The sequence below is a fragment of the Nocardia sp. NPDC046473 genome, from assembly GCF_040645995.1.
Taxonomy (GTDB): domain Bacteria; phylum Actinomycetota; class Actinomycetes; order Mycobacteriales; family Mycobacteriaceae; genus Nocardia.
In genome coordinates this window covers 448,710-465,229 of record NZ_JBEYZJ010000006.1, presented here as the reverse complement: position 1 = coordinate 465,229, position 16,520 = coordinate 448,710, and the positions used below count along the sequence as shown (strand labels likewise).

General features: G+C 67.3%; 19 protein-coding genes. 10 read left to right on the top strand and 9 right to left on the bottom strand.

Features of this window, described 5'->3' with window-relative positions; translation table 11 throughout:
- The first annotated feature begins 158 nt into the window (after window positions 1-158).
- Window positions 159-680, top strand: a complete 522-nt coding sequence (locus tag ABZ942_RS23685; protein WP_357385388.1) for a DUF2505 domain-containing protein — start codon at window positions 159-161, stop codon at window positions 678-680.
- Complete coding sequence (locus ABZ942_RS23680; RefSeq protein ID WP_357385386.1) at window positions 650-1,468, top strand: class I SAM-dependent methyltransferase; 819 nt, start codon at window positions 650-652, stop codon at window positions 1,466-1,468. The genes ABZ942_RS23685 and ABZ942_RS23680 overlap by 31 nt, the downstream gene beginning before the upstream one ends.
- A 42-nt stretch (window positions 1,469-1,510) precedes the next feature.
- Here the strand turns inward: ABZ942_RS23680 and ABZ942_RS23675 are convergent, their stop codons facing one another.
- Window positions 1,511-2,119, bottom strand: coding sequence for a hypothetical protein (locus ABZ942_RS23675; RefSeq protein ID WP_357385384.1), 609 nt, complete (start codon window positions 2,117-2,119; stop codon window positions 1,511-1,513).
- A gap of 99 nt (window positions 2,120-2,218) precedes the next feature.
- Here ABZ942_RS23675 and ABZ942_RS23670 point away from each other — a divergent pair, with 99 nt between their 5' ends.
- Window positions 2,219-2,950, top strand: a complete 732-nt coding sequence (locus ABZ942_RS23670; RefSeq protein WP_357385382.1) for a DUF2993 domain-containing protein — start codon at window positions 2,219-2,221, stop codon at window positions 2,948-2,950.
- An 82-nt stretch (window positions 2,951-3,032) separates the two neighbouring features.
- Here ABZ942_RS23670 and deoC read toward each other — a convergent pair whose 3' ends face one another.
- The gene (gene deoC, locus ABZ942_RS23665; protein WP_357385380.1) at window positions 3,033-3,701 is read right to left on the bottom strand and encodes a deoxyribose-phosphate aldolase; all 669 of its coding nucleotides are present in this window, start codon (window positions 3,699-3,701) and stop codon (window positions 3,033-3,035) included.
- A gap of 158 nt (window positions 3,702-3,859) precedes the next feature.
- On the opposite strand from deoC, the gene ABZ942_RS23660 reads away from it, so the two are divergent.
- Complete coding sequence (locus ABZ942_RS23660) at window positions 3,860-4,420, top strand: N-acetyltransferase (protein ID WP_357385378.1); 561 nt, start codon at window positions 3,860-3,862, stop codon at window positions 4,418-4,420.
- Here ABZ942_RS23660 and ABZ942_RS23655 read toward each other — a convergent pair.
- Window positions 4,408-4,692 (bottom strand): hypothetical protein, encoded by a 285-nt coding sequence (locus tag ABZ942_RS23655; protein WP_357385376.1) that lies wholly within the window; start codon window positions 4,690-4,692, stop codon window positions 4,408-4,410. The genes ABZ942_RS23660 and ABZ942_RS23655 overlap by 13 nt on opposite strands.
- A 161-nt stretch (window positions 4,693-4,853) precedes the next feature.
- On the opposite strand from ABZ942_RS23655, the gene purU reads away from it, so the two are divergent.
- Window positions 4,854-5,744 carry a formyltetrahydrofolate deformylase gene (purU, locus tag ABZ942_RS23650; protein ID WP_357385374.1) on the top strand — a complete coding sequence of 297 codons (891 nt, stop codon included), beginning with the start codon at window positions 4,854-4,856 and terminating at the stop codon, window positions 5,742-5,744.
- 15 nt (window positions 5,745-5,759) lie between these two features.
- Here the strand turns inward: purU and ABZ942_RS23645 are convergent, their stop codons facing one another.
- The 5 genes from ABZ942_RS23645 to ABZ942_RS23625 all read right to left on the bottom strand — a co-directional run bounded on the left by ABZ942_RS23645 (window position 5,760) and on the right by ABZ942_RS23625 (window position 9,963).
- Window positions 5,760-6,797 carry an alpha/beta hydrolase gene (locus ABZ942_RS23645; protein WP_357385372.1) on the bottom strand — a complete coding sequence of 346 codons (1,038 nt, stop codon included), beginning with the start codon at window positions 6,795-6,797 and terminating at the stop codon, window positions 5,760-5,762.
- Window positions 6,798-6,935: 138 nt separating this feature from the next.
- Complete coding sequence (locus ABZ942_RS23640; RefSeq protein ID WP_357385370.1) at window positions 6,936-7,241, bottom strand: DUF2516 family protein; 306 nt, start codon at window positions 7,239-7,241, stop codon at window positions 6,936-6,938.
- 114 nt (window positions 7,242-7,355) lie between these two features.
- Window positions 7,356-8,021 (bottom strand): heparin-binding hemagglutinin, encoded by a 666-nt coding sequence (locus ABZ942_RS23635; RefSeq protein ID WP_357385368.1) that lies wholly within the window; start codon window positions 8,019-8,021, stop codon window positions 7,356-7,358.
- Entirely contained in the window at window positions 8,018-8,521 is a 504-nt protein-coding gene (locus ABZ942_RS23630; RefSeq protein ID WP_357385366.1) for a helix-turn-helix transcriptional regulator, read from the bottom strand. The genes ABZ942_RS23635 and ABZ942_RS23630 overlap by 4 nt, the downstream gene beginning before the upstream one ends.
- Before the next feature lie 104 nt (window positions 8,522-8,625).
- Window positions 8,626-9,963 (bottom strand): DUF445 family protein, encoded by a 1,338-nt coding sequence (locus ABZ942_RS23625; protein ID WP_357385364.1) that lies wholly within the window; start codon window positions 9,961-9,963, stop codon window positions 8,626-8,628.
- A gap of 203 nt (window positions 9,964-10,166) precedes the next feature.
- Here ABZ942_RS23625 and ABZ942_RS23620 point away from each other — a divergent pair, with 203 nt between their 5' ends.
- The 5 genes from ABZ942_RS23620 to ABZ942_RS23600 all read left to right on the top strand — a co-directional run bounded on the left by ABZ942_RS23620 (window position 10,167) and on the right by ABZ942_RS23600 (window position 15,777).
- A complete protein-coding gene (locus tag ABZ942_RS23620; protein ID WP_357385362.1) occupies window positions 10,167-10,850 on the top strand; it encodes a TetR/AcrR family transcriptional regulator in 684 nt (227 codons plus the stop codon).
- A 154-nt stretch (window positions 10,851-11,004) separates the two neighbouring features.
- The gene (locus ABZ942_RS23615) at window positions 11,005-12,441 is read left to right on the top strand and encodes an AarF/ABC1/UbiB kinase family protein (protein ID WP_357385360.1); all 1,437 of its coding nucleotides are present in this window, start codon (window positions 11,005-11,007) and stop codon (window positions 12,439-12,441) included.
- 18 nt (window positions 12,442-12,459) lie between these two features.
- On the top strand, window positions 12,460-13,710 hold the full coding sequence (locus tag ABZ942_RS23610; protein WP_357385358.1) for a saccharopine dehydrogenase NADP-binding domain-containing protein: 1,251 nt from the start codon (window positions 12,460-12,462) through the stop codon (window positions 13,708-13,710).
- Window positions 13,711-13,787: 77 nt separating this feature from the next.
- Window positions 13,788-14,420, top strand: a complete 633-nt coding sequence (locus ABZ942_RS23605; RefSeq protein WP_357385356.1) for a methyltransferase domain-containing protein — start codon at window positions 13,788-13,790, stop codon at window positions 14,418-14,420.
- A 211-nt stretch (window positions 14,421-14,631) separates the two neighbouring features.
- On the top strand, window positions 14,632-15,777 hold the full coding sequence (locus ABZ942_RS23600; RefSeq protein WP_357385354.1) for a serine hydrolase domain-containing protein: 1,146 nt from the start codon (window positions 14,632-14,634) through the stop codon (window positions 15,775-15,777).
- Window positions 15,778-15,878: 101 nt separating this feature from the next.
- Here ABZ942_RS23600 and ABZ942_RS23595 read toward each other — a convergent pair whose 3' ends face one another.
- On the bottom strand, window positions 15,879-16,496 hold the full coding sequence (locus ABZ942_RS23595; RefSeq protein ID WP_357385352.1) for a hypothetical protein: 618 nt from the start codon (window positions 16,494-16,496) through the stop codon (window positions 15,879-15,881).
- Window positions 16,497-16,520: the final 24 nt, after the last annotated feature.

The following is a 16,520-nucleotide window of genomic DNA, read 5'->3' as shown; positions in this document are numbered from 1 at the left end:
GGCCACTCGGACGCGAGACGGGCCGCGAACGGCGCTCGGTGGCCGAAGCGCATGCGCCGCAGGCGCTAGTCTCGGCCGCTCGGACGCGAGACACCCGGGGGGCCGCGAACACGCCGCGCCCGCGCGGCCAAAAATGCAGCCCAGTAATCTCTCGACTCATGGCCCGTCGACTTGATTACTCCGCGCGCTACCCGCTGCACACCACCAAAGAGCTGTACGCGGCGCTGTCGAACCGCGACTACTGGGACGCGCGGATGGCCGAGATGCGGAAGTACTCGCCGGGGAACGAAGTCGCGCAGTTAGAGGCGGGCGACGGCGGCATCGAGGTCGAGCTGCACCACGTCCTGCCGCGCGAGATGCTGCCGGAGATCGCGCAGGCCGTGATGCGCAAGGACATGATCATCACCCGCAAGGAAACCTACGGGCCGTTCGGCGCCGAGGAAATCACCGGCAAGTACTCGGCCTCGATCCCGGCCGGGCCGGGCAGCCTGGGCGGCACCATCCGCCTGTTCCCCACCGACACCGGTTGCACCATGCGCTTCTCCTCGGAGGCCAAGGTGTTCATCCCGATGGTCGGCCCGCGGCTGGAGCAGCTGATGCTGGTGAACCTGGTCGATCTGTTCCGGGCCGAAGCGGAATTCACGGTCCAGTGGCTCGACGAACACCACCCGACCAGCTGACCAAGCCGGTCGGCAGCATCACCCGCGGCACCACCGGGGTCAATCGACTACGGCGCAGTGACCGCTGGCTGATGCACGACGCGCTGGTAGCCGGGCGGCTTCGGATGGCGGGCGATCCGCTGGTGGTCGATCTCGGTTACGGGGCGAGTCCGTGGACGACGCTGGAATTGGCCGCGCGGCTGCGCACCGTGCGGCCGGACGTCCGCGTCGTCGGGTTGGAGATCGATCCGGAACGCGTGGTGCCCGGCCGCGACGGTGTCACCTTCGCCCGTGGCGGGTTCGAATTGACCGGTCTCCGACCGGTTTTGGTGCGTGCGTTCAACGTCCTGCGCCAGTACCCGGAATCGGCGGTACCCGCGGCGTGGGCGACCATCCTGTCCGGACTCGCGCCGGACGGTCTGCTGATCGACGGCACCTGCGACGAGCTCGGCCGCCGCTGCGCCTGGGTTCTGCTGGACCGCTCCGGCCCGCGATCGCTCACCCTCGCCTGGGACCCGTTCAGCGTCGACCAACCCTCCGACATCGCCGAGCGACTGCCGAAAGTCTTGATCCACCGCAACATTCCGGGCGAGCCGATCCACGCACTGCTCACCGCCGCCGACCGGGCCTGGGCCCACGCCGCGCCACTGGCCCCCTACGGCCCCCGCATCCGCTGGCGCGCTGCCGCCGAATCCCTACGCCTGGAAGGCTTCCCGCTCCGCGCTTATCGGCGGCGGATGCGCGACTGCGTGCTGTCGGTTCCGTGGGACACCGTCGCGCCAAATCCCGGACCGCCCCATGCGGATTGAGCTGCGACGACTTTCGCTGCGGCGCTTCTGTATTCGCCCCGGCTACGCGCCGGTCAATGCTCGATACACCCGGGACGCCCCGCGCGGCGTCAAACTGCCACCAGCCGAACGGATTTCATCGCTGGTGCAGCGGTTGATGGCGATCGCATCGGCGACCACCTCGTCCAACGCGGACTGTCCGATGTCCGCCTCGGCCAGGTCCAGCACCGTGCGCAGCGGTGTGGTCACCAGGAACGGCCCGGCCGACTCGATCTCGGTGCCGATCAGCGAGCGCCGCAGCACCACTAGTCGCGGCGTCACCGGCGGACGGCCCGCACCCACCGAGAGGTGCAGGAACCTGGGACGTAGTCGCCCGATGCCGTGTAGTTCCGCCGCGCTGTGATGCGAGACCGCCGCGGCGCCGTCGAACCACGCCGCCCACATGGCGTATTCGTCGAGCGGACCGGCGGGCCACTCGGCTAGTCGCAGCAGGCCGACCCCGGCCCTGGTCACCGAGCCGTCGCCGAGCGCGATGCGGACCCGGGCCTCACATCGGGTGCGCAAGACCTGACGGGTGGTGAAGAAACCCGCGTGGCGACCGGCCAATCGGCGCAGCACCCGCCATCCGTGGTCCGCGGAACCGAGTGCGCGGCCCGCCGCATCGCCAGCCATGTGCATCAGGCTACGCTCGATTCTTGTGTCACATGTCACATTCGATCCCCTCAATGCCCCCTCAGAGACGGCACAGAAACTTGGGGAAGAATCAGCCGCATGAGTACGAAGCCACCGTCCACCATGACGATCAACCGGCGGGCCCTGCTGATCGCCCTGATCGTGGTAGCGATATTGCTCGCCACGGCCCTGGTCGGCGGCGAGGCGTATTACCGGCACACCGTGTCCCGCTGCATCAGTACGCAATTCGAGAAGGAAATGGGCTCGAAGATCGATGTGAGCTTCGGCGCCAGACCGATCCTGATCACCGCGATCGACGGCAAGGTGCCGACGGTGAAGGTGGACAGCGACGACACCAAGTTCGGCCCCGCGGTCGGCATGGTGGTGCACGCCGAGTTCCACGACGTCGAGATCACCGACCGCGGCCGCGGCGGCGGCGTGATCGGCAGTTCCTCGGCCGATGTCACCTGGAACAACGACGGCATCCGGCAGACGCTCGGCGGTCTGGTCAGCGGCGTGAAATCGTCCGCGAGCTCGAACATGCTGACCCTGGACGTGCTCGGCGGGCTGGCACAGCTGCAGGTACAGCCGGTCATCAAGGGCGGCGTGATCGAGGTGGACACGATGTCGGCGCAGCTGCTCGGCATGGGTCTGCCCACCGACCTGGTGCAGGGCATCGTCGAGGTGTTCACCAAGAGCCTGCAGAGCTACCCGTACAACATGCGGCCGACCGAGGTGAAGGTCACCGACGACGGCATCGCCGTCAAGCTCGCGGGCACCCGCGCCGAGCTGCCCGCCGCCGAGAGCAACACCAGCGCCACCTGCTCCTGACCCGCCCCTGGCCGCGTGGCGAATTCGCCAGGCGGCCAGGGTGGTTCGGTCGATTATCCGAGAGTCCTTGCGGCCCAGCGAGTCAGGCGGGGAACCCGTCGAGCACCTCGCGCGACTTGGACAACCCGAGCCGCGTCGCGCCCGCCGCGATCAGCTCCACCGCGGCCGCTGCGGTGCGGATGCCACCGCTCGCCTTGACGCCAAGCCGGCCGCCGACGGTCGCGGCCATCAGCTCGACCGCGTGCACGCTGGCCCCACCCGCGGGATGAAAACCCGTGGAGGTCTTCACGAAATTCGCGCCCGCGCGTTCGGCGACCCGGCAGACCTCGACGATCGCGTCGTCCGGCAGCGCGGCGGCCTCGATGATCACCTTGAGCACCGCCCGGTCGCCCATCGCCTCGCGCACCGTCACGATGTCGGCGAGCACCGCGTTGTAGTCGCCGGCCAGCGCCGCGCCGACATCGATGACCATGTCCACCTCGGCCGCGCCCTGGTCGACCGCGAGCCGCGCCTCGGCGCCCTTGACAAGCGAATGGTGTTTGCCGGACGGGAATCCGGCGACGGTCGCGACCACGAGGCCGGGCGCGCGCACGGGCAGCATCGACGGTGATACGCAGATCGCCAGCACCCCCAGTTCGCGGGCTTCGTAGATCAGCTCGGCAACGTCGTGGGGGGTCGCCCCCGGCGCCAGCAGTGTGTGATCGATCATGGCGGCCACTTCGGCCCTGGTCGGTGACGCGGAACTTGCCATGAGCTGAGAGTCTGGCATACCTGTGGCGAATTCCGTTGCGCGCCTGGTGACACTTCCCGCACACTCGTACCGGGTGACAGATCGCCGGTAGTGACCGAGCGGTCGACTGGTTAACGTGTGCGGATGGACCCCTACTTGGTTCGGGAGGAGACGACACCGTGCTGATCCGTCGCGAACGCGCCGACGACATCGCCGGGATCGCTGCCGTACATCGCAGCGCGTTCGGTCCACACCACGCGGATGGCGACCTCACCGAGCTCACCGGCGAACCGCCCGACGACGACGGCGCCGATCCGCCCGAGGTCGATCTGGTCACCCGGCTGCGCAGCGACCCCGGCTGGATCCCGACCCTGTCGATGGTGGCGGTGGAGTACCAGACGGTGATCGGCCACGTGTGCCTGACCAGGGCCGGCATCGGCCCGTTCCCGGTACTGGCCCTCGGCCCGATCGGCGTGCTCGGCGAGCATCAGCGCACCGGTGTCGGCTCGGCCCTCATGCACGCCGTACTCGGCGCGGCCGACGCCCTCGACGAGCCACTGGTCTGCCTGCTCGGGCATCTCGACTACTACCCGCAATTCGGCTTCGTCCCCGCCGCTCGCCTCGGCATCACGCCCGACGACCCGTCCTGGATATCGCACTTCCAAGTCCGGGCGCTCAGCGCCTACGACTCCAGGATCACCGGCGAATTCCATTACCCCGAGCCGTTTTACGAGCTGTAAACCCGGACCAGGTCGTACACATACGAGCGATCGCCCTTGCGGCTCACCCATGTCCCCTCGGGCGGTCGGTCGCCGTGGCCCGCGTCATCGAACGGTCGGCTCGACACCGCTCCCGAGTCGGTGACAACGCACCAGCCGAAGTCCGGCAGCCGCTGACACCACAGGTCGCGATCGATGCGTTTGAACGACGGGTAGCCGTGCGCTGATCCGTCCGGCACGAATTCGTATGTCAGTCCATCTATCTGCCGCACAAACTTCAGACCATCCACCACTCGAGCTCCTCCGCCTCTCCGGGACTTCAGGCCAGACTCGGGTAGCACGATAGTTGGCGTTGGCGGCCGACGGCGCCGCTTGGGTATGAGCTGGCCGGTGCCCGACGCGTTACCCATGTACTTGCGAAATCAGTCGTCAGGCGACCTGCAAGGATGAGCCTATGAGTTCCGCTCTACCCGCCCCGGACGACCGCCGCTTCGTACTGACGCTCGGCTGTCCCGACCGTCCGGGCATCATCGCCCGGATCACCTCGTTCATCGCCGACTTCGGCGGCTCGATCGTGGAGGCGGGTTACCACTCCGACGCCGACAGCGGCTGGTTCTTCACCCGCCAGGCGATCAAGGCCTCGACGGTCCCGTTCGGGCTCGCGGAACTGCGCGACCGATTCGCCGGAGTGGCCGCCGAGTTGGGTCCGGAGACGGAATGGCAGCTGCTCGATTCCGGCACACGCCGCAAGGCGGTGCTGCTGGTCAGCAAGGACGGGCACTGCCTGCACGATCTGCTCGGGCGCGCCGCCAGCGGTGAGTTGCCCGCGACCATCGAGGCGGTGATCGGCAATCACCCGGATCTGGCCGAGATGACCGAGGCGCACGGCGTGAAGTTCCATCACGTGCGGTTCCCGAAGGACCCGGCCGAGCGCGGGCCCGCCTTCGCGGAGGTCCGGTCGCTGGTCGACTCGCACAATCCGGATGCCGTGGTGCTCGCCCGATTCATGCAGGTGCTCCCGCCCGAGCTGTGCGCACACTGGACCGGCCGGGCGATCAACATCCACCACAGCTTCCTGCCGTCGTTCGTCGGCGCCCGCCCGTATCACCAGGCCTTCGCGCGCGGCGTGAAGCTGATCGGCGCCACCTGCCACTACGTCACGGCGGAACTGGACGCGGGCCCGATCATCGAGCAGGACGTGAGCCGCATCGACCACGCCGACGACGTGCGCGACATGGTCCGGCAGGGCCGCGACATCGAACGCGTGGTGCTCGCCCGCGGCCTGCGCTGGCACCTGGAGGGCCGGGTGCTCGTGCACGGCCGTCGCACGGTCGTGTTCACCTGACCAACAGGCGAGAAATCAGCCCGCGATTTCGGCGCGCAGGCGCACCGATTCGAGGACGTGCCCCAGCTCCTCGTTGAACTGCTCGTACGCCTCGGTGTTACCGAGATGCCCGGTCGGCAGCTGCACGAAGCGCGCCAGACTGCCTGTCTCCCTGAGCATCTCCGCGATCCGCTCGGAGTGCACCACGGGCGTCATGTCATCGAACGATCCGGCGATCACCGTGGTGGGCACCACCAGGTTTCGCGCCGCCTCGCCCACGTTCATGTCGGCGAGCAGCCGCCCGAACCTGGCCCGCACCACCGCCGGACACGACCGCACGATGGCCATGCTGAAGTCGAGCAAGTCGCCCTTGGCCTTGGTCGTCATGATCGAGCGCGCGAACAGCCAACGCATCGGCGCGATGGGCGGGAAGACCAGCGGCGCGCCGAGCCCGAGGCGGCCGAACAGGAACGGCAGGGGGACCTTCAACTCCAACAGCCGCATCGGCCGGTTCAGCAACGGCACCACGGTGGTCTCGAAGACCAGTCGATCGGGTGCGGTATTGGTCAGCAGCACCGCGAGGGCCTGCTGGGCGACCCGGTCGGGGTAGCGCCCGGCCAAGGCCTGCAAGGTCATGCCGCCGAGGCTGTGGCCGACGAGCACGGCCCGCTGGCGAGGACGCAACGCCGCGTCGAGTACGGCGGCCAGATCGTCGGCGAGCAGATCCATGCTCAATGCGCTGTCGCCCGGCTCGCTCTCGCCGTGGCCGCGCTGGTCGTAGGCGACCACGCGATATTCGCCGGCGAAGGCGTTGATCTGAGCGTTCCAGTATTCGATGCAGCAGCTCCAGCCGTGCACCAGCACGATCACCGGCCGGTCGGCGGGTCCGTAGGCGTGCACGCGGAGCCTGGCGCCGTCGCGGGTGACCACCGGGATCACCTCGGGCGCGAGGGCGGGCGGGTTGAATGCCGCGGTCGCATAGGTACGGGACCGCAGGTTCGCGCGGTGTGCGTCGAGCAACCCCCGAACCTGACCGGGGAAGTTCACCAACGCAGTCGGCAGCATGGCACGCATCGGACACTCCTTTGTGTTACTGCTCGATACAGTAACTCCGATACGCGCCGCTAGCTAGTGCTAGCACTCGAAAAGTTATCGAGTATTCGTCGTCCGAGTCCTACCGCCGGACCGCGACCACATCCGGCCGCAACGCTTCTACCAGCGCGGACCGCGCTGAATCTCGTCCACCTTCGGCCGCACATCGGCCAAATAGATACCGGTCGCGATGATGGCGGCGAACGAGAGCAGCCCGAGCCCCGCGGGCGAGAGCAGCAGCAGAACCACCGCGACCCCGAGGATCGCCAGCCAGATCTGCTTGGTCAGCTTGTCCACCGCGGTGAACGCGTCCGGACGCTGCCGCACGGCATGGATCAGCGCGAAGATCGTCGCGCCGAGCGCAGCCAGCCACAGCACGAGCAGGATCATCCCGGTCAATCCGTGCACCATATTCACCTGTCCCATCATACGAGCAACGCCCCCGCACACCAGGGTGTGCGGGGGCGTTACCTGGGCTGGCTCCAAAAGCCATGCGGCCCTGGTGAATCAGTGCTCAGGACCAGCGGCGAATCGGCGGGATCAAGCCTTCTTCGGCGCGGCCTTCTTGGCGGGCGCCTTCTTGGCCGGAGCCTTCTTGGCGACGGGCTCGGCGGCCTCGACGGGCGCGCCGTTGGCCTCGGGGGCCGGGGTGGTCTCGGTGGTCACCGTGACGACCTCGGCGTCGACGACCGGCGCGGCAGCCTCGTCCTCGACCTTGGCCGGACGGCCGAGCAGGCCGTTGACCCGGCCCAGCACGTCCTCGGCGCGGGTGGCGGCGTCCTTGTACAGCGACTCGACGCGCTCGATCTGCCCCTCGACCAGGTGGTTGGCGCGCAGCCGCTCCACGGTCTCCTCGCCGCGCACGGCGAGATCGGCGTAGATGTCGAGCACCTGGTGGTAGTACTTGTCGGCCAGCGTGCGCAGTTCCTCGGGGGTGAACTTCTCGCGCAGCTCGGCGAGGTCCTCCGGTAGTTCCGAGGGCAGTCCGGCGAGCCGCTCGCGCAGCGTCTCGAACTGGGCCTGCACGTCGGCGGGCACGTTGGCGAAGCGCTCGCGGGCCTCGTCGACCCGGGCGGAGACGTCGGTCGCGGCGGCGCGCTCACGCACCTGGGTAACCACATCGGTCACGGCGGCGTAGATGGCGTCGCCCGCACCGACGGTCGCGAGGATCGGCTTGGTCACGGTCTGGGTGGTCTTCTCGGTCATGGTATTTCGTTCTCCTGGCGTGGCGGAGTTTCGGTTGTTGTGCGCGGAACGACGCTGTCCCCATCCCCCCCTGGCTCGTTCCCTCCGTTTTCCCGGCGAAACGATTCATAGATTTCGAGCAGCACCTGCTTCTGCCGTTCGCTGACAGACGTATCGGCAAGCAGGGCATCCCGGACCGGGCTGTGTGGCCGCTGTTCGAGATAACCGGCCCGGACGTACAACACCTCCGACGACACCCGCAGTGCCTTGGCGATCTGCGCGAGTACCTCGGCGGATGGATTGCGCAATCCGCGCTCGATCTGGCTGAGGTACGGATTACTCACTCCCGCAAGGGTGGCGAGCTGACGCAGCGAGACTTGCGCGGCCTCTCGCTGTGCCCTGATGAAGCCGCCGATGTCGTGCGCCGCGTTTACCACGCGGGCCGCTTTTTCTCCGACGCCGGCCGATTGCTCGGCCGAACTATCGGTGTACTCGGCGGAAACCTCGGGCTGGTCTGCCATCACTCACCTTCTGGCGGTTGTACGAGTTCAATTCTAGGACAGGGTGCTAACTATTGCAAGCAGTCTGCTAGCACCCTCGCGGCAAACATCCGGCGCGCTATGTCTCAGCCACCGAACATCAGCTGCGAAACTGTGTAAATCACCAGGCCCGCAAGCGAACCGACGACCGTTCCATTGATGCGGATGAATTGCAGATCACGCCCAACCTGCAATTCGATCTTCTTGCTTGCCTCGTCCGCATCCCACCTGGCAACCGTATCGGTGACCAGCGTGCTGATCTCCCCGGCGTAGTTGCCGACGAGATACCTTGCCCCCCGGTCGATCCAGCCGTCCACCTTCGCGCGCATATCGGCGTCGTCGCGCAACCGCTCACCGAGTTGCTGCACGTTCTCGCCGACCTTACGCCGCAGTGTGCTGTTCGGATCGTCGGCCGATTCCAAGATCAATCGCTTGGCCGCCCGCCAGGTCGCCTCGGCCATGCCGGTGATTTCGTCGCGGCCCATGATCTGGGCCTTGATCCGCTCGGCCTTCTTGATCATCGCGTCGTCGTGCTGCAGATCGTCGGCGAATTCCTCGAGAAAGCGATTCGCGGCCAGCCGCACCTCGTGCTCGGGGTTGGACCGCACCTTCCAGGTGAACTCGACCAGCTCGCGGTAGATCCGTTCGGAAAGCAAAATGTTGACGAATTTCGGGGCCCATTGCGGTGCATCACGCAAGACGATTCGGTCGATCGTCTCCTGTGAACCCAACGCCCACTGATGCGCCCGCTCGGCGAGCAGATCCAACAGCACGAGTTGCCGGTTGTCGGCGAGCAATTCGGAGAGCACTCGGCCGATCGGCGGGCCCCAGAGCGGTTCGGCGATCCGCCTGACGATCGTCTGGTCGATGATCTGCTCGACGTCCTCGTCGCGCAGCACGTCGACCACCGCGCGCAGCAGCGTCGAACTCTCCTCGGCCACCCGCGCGGCATGACCGGGATCGGCCATCCACTTACCGACCCGCCAGGAGATCTGCGCCGAGGTCACCTTCGCCGAAACCACCTCGGGAGCAAGGAAGTTGGTGCCAACGAAGGTGCCGAGACTCTCGCCGAGCTGATCCTTCTTCTTGCGGATGATCGCGGTGTGCGGAATGGGCAGGCCGAGCGGATGCCGGAACAGCGCGGTGACGGCGAACCAGTCGGCCAGCGCGCCGACCATGCCCGCCTCCGACGCCGCCCGCACATAGTCCACCCAGCCACCGCCGCTGCCTCGCGATTCCAGCCAGCGACAGAACAGATAGATCGCCGTCGCCACCGCGAGCAACCCGGTGGCCAGCGCCTTCATCCGCCAGAGGTCGCGTCGCTTGCTCTCCTCGTCGAGGACGGCGGCGAAGCCGAACGGCGCGGCCGCACCGGGCGCCGGGGGCGTTTCCAGGACCGCGATGGTGCCGGGGGCTTTCTCCATGTCTCCTATTCTGCTGTGCCGAGCGCCCGGCCCGCCGTAGGCGCCGAAGATGTGCAACCCGTCGCATCCCTGCCCAAACGCGCATATCACCAGTGACAGGGACCTAAGCTGGGGGTCCGAGGAGAAACCGACGAACAAGGGAGCCCACGCTGTCCACCGATGACCTTGTCGATGTCGGCGAGCTCGCCGACCGACCGGCGGCGGTGCGCACCGGCCGACAAGATGGCCGCAAACGCCGTTGGCGCCAGCACAAGATCGACCGCCGCGAGGAACTCGTCGACGGCACTCTTGCCGCTGTCCGAGCCCGCGGCTCCAACGCCGGGATGGATGAGATCGCCGCCGAGATCGGCGTCTCCAAAACCGTCCTCTACCGGTACTTCTCCGATAAGAACGACCTGGTCCACGCGACCATGCAGCGGTTCATCGAGACCACTCTGATGCCGCGGGTCTACGGCGCGATCAGCCTGGACGCGGACGAGTATCAGCTGGTCCGTTCCGCGCTCGCCGAGTACGTCGGCACGGTCGACGAGGACCCCGAGGTCTACCGCTTCATCATGGGTAACGGCTCGGCCGATCAGTCCTCGCTCGCCGAGTTCGAGAAGCTCTTCGCGGAGGTGGTGGCCGCGGTCATCGTCGATCGCGCGACGGAAAAGGGCATCCAGACCGACGGCGCGATGCTCTGGTCCTACGTGCTGGTCGGCGGCATCCAACTGGCCACGCACTGGTGGACCACCAACAAGACGATGTCGCGCGAAGAAGTGATCGACTACCTGACCATGATGGCCTGGAGCGCGATCGACGGGATGGCGCGTGCCAACGGCTCCGCCCAGGTGTTCAACGCGCAGCCGCACGTGCTGCCCTCACCCGGTGCGAACTCAGCGAACTGATCAATCGCCCGACTCCAGGGGTGCTAGCTGGGGTGCTAGCAAAAGTGTGACGAGGGGCTCGACTTTGTCGCGAGGTTGGCTACTCTGAACGCGAGCGGTACGCCCAGTGGGCTGCGTCACCGCCCCGCGCACTGGCACCAATGGAGGTACCTCGATGGCGAAGCAAGTACCGACCTCCCGGCTTGCTCGTGGCACCAAGCTCGGTGCCGTCGCAGCCGGCTCGGTTATCCGCACGCAACGCGCTCGGCTGTCGATGCGGGGTCGCTCCGAGGCCGTGCGCGCGAAAATGGCCGAGGAGTCCATGATTCGCACCACCGAGCAGGTGGTGATGGTGCTCGGCACCATGAAGGGCGTGGCCATGAAGCTCGGGCAGATGATGTCCGTGCTGGACATGGATCTGGTGCCGGAAGCTCATCGGGAACGGTTCCAGAAGCGACTCGCGGTGTTGCGCAACGCCGCCCCCTCGGTGTCGTTCGAGTCGATGCGCCAGGTGATCGAGGACGATTTCGGCCAGCCACTGAGTGCGATCTTCGCCGAGTTCGAGGCCGAGCCGATCGCGGCCGCCTCCATCGGGCAGGTCTATCGGGGCACGCTGCACGACGGCAGGCGGGTCGCGGTCAAGGTGCAGTACCCGGGCATCGATGCCGCGGTGCGCGCGGACCTGAAGAACCTGGCCATGTTTCGCCGGGTGCTGCAATCGGCGATGCCCTGGGTGACCCCCGCTGTGCTCGACGAGCTACGCCTCAATATGGAAAGCGAACTCGACTACCAGGCCGAGGCGAACACCCAGCTACAGATCGCCGAGCTCTACGCCGGACATCCGTTCATCGTGGTGCCGCGCTCGATGCCGGAACTCAGCACCACCAGGGTGCTCGTCAGCGAATACGTGGCAGGCCAGGGCTTCGAGGACATCCGGCAGCTGCCCGACGCCGAGCGCAATCGGATCGGCGAAATCATCTACCGCTTCTACGTCGGTTCGCTGTTCACCTTCAACGAATTCTGCGGCGACCCGCATCCGGGCAATGTGCTGCTGGCCGAGGACGGCAAGGTCGCCTTCCTCGACTTCGGGCTGTTCAACCGGATGGACCCCGACCACGTCCAGTTCGAGCTGACCTGCCTGCGCGCGGCCGCCGAGGACCGGGCCGAAGACCTGCGGGACTTGATGATCCAGCGCGGCGTGATCGACTCGCCGGAGGAGATCGGCGCCGAGGAGTGCCTGGAATACGTGCTCGCCGCGTCCGAATGGTGTTTGATCGACGAGGATTTGACGATCACCCCGGAGCTGGCCAGCGGCGCGTTCCTGCTCGCGGTGGACCCGAGGGCCAGCGAGTTCGCCGGCATGAAGCAGCAGAATCTGCCGCCGGAGCATCTGTTCTCCCGCCGCGCCGACTTCCTCACCTTCGGCATGCTCGGTCAGCTCGGCTGCACCGCGAACTGGCATCAGATCTCCCGGGAATGGCTCTACGACGAGCCGCCCGTCACCGAGCTCGGTAAGACACACCACGCGTGGCTGGCCGAGCACCCGCCTGTCGCGCCGAAGAAGCCGCGCACCAGGGCCAAGAAGGTCCCCAAATCCAGCCCCGATGCGTAACCGCAGAAACGGAAGACCATGGCAGACAATCGCGAGTTCGACCTCATTCTTTTCGGCGCAACGGGTTTCGTAGGCAAGCTGACCGCGCAGTACCTGCTCACCGCCGCGCCGGAGTCGGCGCGCATCGCGCTGGCCGGGCGTTCGCTGGACAAACTCACCAAGGTGCGCGCCGAGCTCGGCCCGGCCGCCGCGAACTGGGGACTCGTGGTGGCCGATTCCACCGACGACGCCGCGCTCGCCGCGTTGGCCGCGCGGACCAAGGTCGTGGTCACCACGGTCGGCCCGTACCTGCGCTACGGGTTGCCGCTGGTCGGCGCCTGTGCGAAGGCGGGCACGCACTACGCCGACCTCACCGGTGAGCCGCTGTTCATCCGCGATGCCATCGACCAGTACCACGAGCAGGCCGTCGAGACCGGCGCCAAGATCGTGAATTCCGCCGGGTACGACTCGATTCCGTCGGATCTGAGCGTGTACCAGCTGTACAAGCGGTCGCTCGAGGACAACACCGGCGAGCTGGAGGAGACCACGCTGGTCGCGTCGCTCAAGGGTGGCGTCAGCGGCGGCACCATCGACTCGGGCCGGGCGATGATGGAGGCGATCGCCGCCGATCCGAGCCGGGGATCGGTGCTGTCGCACCCGTATTCGCTGAGCCCGGACCGATCGATGGACCCGGACGTCGGCCGGCAGTCCGACCAGGCGTTGTCACGCGCCAACGCCATCGACCCGAGTCTGGACGGCTGGGTGAGCACGTTCGTCATGGCGCAGCACAACACAAAGATCGTGCGCCGGACCAACGGCCTGCTCGGCTGGGTGTACGGCAAGAACTTCCGCTATCGCGAGGTGATGAGCGCGGGCAAGTCGCCCGCCGCGCCGCTGGTGGCCGCGGGTATCGCGGGCGGTCTCGTCGCGGGAATGGCGACGGGCGCGGTGCTGTCCCGGGTGGCGGTCGGCCGCAAGCTGCTCGACCGGGTGCTGCCGAAGCCGGGCACCGGACCGAGTGAAAAGGCCCGCGACAGTGGGTGGTTCGCCATGAAGACGTTCACCCGAACCTCGTCGGGCGCCAAGTACGTGGCGACCTTCTCGGGCCAGGGCGACCCCGGCTACAAGGCGACCGCGGTGCTGCTCGGCGAGAGCGGCCTGTCGCTGGCCTTCGACATCGACAAGCAGCCCGAGCTGGCGGGCATCCTCACTCCCGCCGCGGCGATGGGCGATGCGCTCACCGAGCGGCTGCGGGCGGCGGGGATGACCATCGAGGTCGCGCGGGCCTGAAAGACGATGCGGCGGGCGGGTTTCGGTGCGAGTCGCCGAACCCGCCCGCTCGCGATGGTGAACCACGAGGAGCCCCGATGAACCTGGCGCGACGCACCATGAACCATCCCGCGCTGGCCGCGGTCTACGAGCGGGCATGGCGGCCCGCGCTGTTCTACCTGGCCAGCGGGCGCACCACCGAGTCCGATCGACGCGACGCGGTCAGCACGCTGCGCCTCGGTGGCGCCCAGAAGGTGCTCGACATCGCTTGCGGGCCCGGCAATTTCACCCGTCACCTGAGCACCGCGCTGACCGGCGACGGCATCGCCATCGGCCTCGACTACTCCGAACCGATGCTCGCCCGCGCCGTCGCCGACAACGCGGGCCCGCGCGTCGGCTACCTGCGCGGCGACGCCCGCGTCCTCCCGTTCGCAGACGGCACGTTCGACGCGGTGTGCTGCTTCGGCGCGCTATACCTGATCCCCGATCCGATCGCGGCCACCCGCGAAATGCTCCGGGTGCTCGCGCCGGGCGGGCGGATCGCCATCACCACCAGTTACCGCGCGGACAATCCGTTCGGGGATGTCAGCCGGGTGGTCGGCGGGTGGAGTGGGCTGCGCGTCTTCGATACCAGGACATTTCCCGATCTCTTCGAGGAGGCGGGCCTGGTCGATATCGAGCAGGACGTGCACCGCCTTTTGCAATACGTCAGCGCCACCCGTCCCGAGTAGCACTGGACCGCCGCGGTAGCTGCGGTGTATCGCAGCGATTTTCATCTGTTGCCGCGCGATGAGATCGCTCGGATCGGAAACGATCTTTGTCTGGCCGGGGATACCTCTAGTGTCCATCCAGACCGTACTTGTGCCACCAACATTCGCCGTGGTGTCACCCTCGCCTGCCCTTTCACCGAATTCGGGGGCGCGCGGAGAGCAGGCGACGAAAATGGAGAACCTGGTGCGGCAATTATTGATGACTGCGATCCTTGTTGTGACCGTGGCGGTTTCGCTGATTTCCGAGCCGCCGATATCGATCGCCGAACCGGACGCTCCTACCTCGCGGTTGCAAGCGGACCTCGATCAATTGGTGCAGATCGTCGGCGTTCCCGGCGCGCAACTCGTGGTCACCGGGGACGGCCTGAACGCCCAACTCGACAGTGGCGTCGGAGATCTGGTCACCGGCGCCGCCTTTCCGGACGACGCGCAGGTGCGGATCGCCAGTAACACCAAGACTTTCGTGGCGACGGTCGTGCTGCAATTGGTCGCGGAGCAGCGGGTGAACCTGGATGCCCCAGTGGAGCAGTATCTTCCGGGCATCGTCACCGGGCCCGGGGGCGACGGCAATGCGATCACGGTGCGAAACCTGTTGCAGCACAGCAGCGGAATACCGGATTACCTGCCTTACCTGAACCTTGCGTCCGTCGCCGGGTTGCAGACACCCCGGTCGGCGGCCGAGCTGATCCGGCTCGGTCTCGACCAGCCGTCCGAATTCGCGCCCGGCACGAGTACCGGCTATTCCAATACCGACTTCCTGCTGGCGGGCGAGTTGATCCAGCGAGTGACGGGTCAGCCGGTGGGGCTCGAGGTGACGCGCCGGATCATTCTCCCGCTCGGTCTGCGCGATACCTACTGGCCATTGTTCCCACTGGAGCACGTCATTCGGCTGCCGCACCCCCGTGGCTATCACGATTTCGACGGCACGCTGGTCGATATCACCGACATCGATCCGGGCTGGGGTCTGTCCGACGGCGCGATGGTGTCGACCGGCGCCGACCTGGATCGGTTCTTCATGGCGCTGCTGTCCGGCGAGCTGCTACCGCCCGCGCAATTGGCCGATATGCAACGCACCGTCCCGTCCGGCGACCCGCTGCGCGGCAACGATTTCGGGCTCGGCCTGTTCCACCGGATCAACGCCTGCGGCCTCGAGGTCTGGAGCCACGGCGGTGCGATGAACGGCTTCGTCGTCATCAACGCCGCCACCCCGGGTCGCGCGGTCACCATCAGCATGAATCAGTTGCCCGACCCGATCACCACGATCATGCATCAGGGCGATATGAACGCAGTCGCCGACGCCGCCCTCTGCGCCTCGTGAACCGGCTTCGCACACCGGCTCGTCGCGCGACTTTTCGAGCGCGGTGACGAGCCGGTGTGCGAGAGGCTCGGCCGGATGCGGGCCGGTCAGGTATTAGGTGTTCAGCTGCCTGCGCTGCCGGTCGATGGGCGCGCCCTACGCAGTGCGCAGGCCGCGTGGTCGGCGTCCGGACGGTCCTCGCCGGACCGGGCGCAACCCTGCGAGGTGTAGCCCTCCCAGTTATAGCCCTGTCGGTCGTAGCCCCATTTGTCGTATCCGCGGCTGTTGTAGCCGGATCGGTCATAGCCCCATTTGTCGAAACCGGCGCGGTCATAACCCCATCGGTCGTAGCCCCAGCTGTCGAAGCCGTCGGGACCATATTCGTCGTCGGGGGTCGGGAAGTTGGGGGTAGTTACCGGCGGAGTGGTGACGGGTGGCTCGGTGGTCACCGGCGGAGTGGTGACAGGCGGTTCGGTGGTGACGGGTGGGGTGGTCACCGGGGGCGCGGTAGTCATCGGGGGCGCCGTGGTCACCGGCGGCGCGGTAGTGATCGGCGGCGCGGTGGTGATCGGCGGCGCGGTGGTTACCGGCGCGACGGTAGCGGGCGTGGCAGGGCTCTGATCAGGGGTTGCGAATGCCGGTATGACAATTGCCGCGGGACCGAGCACCATCGTCGCGGCCACAGCGGCCAGTAGGACCGACTGCCGCACCGTGCGCGGTCTTGTCCTCCACTGGGACATCTTCGACCTCCATCGAGAAATGAG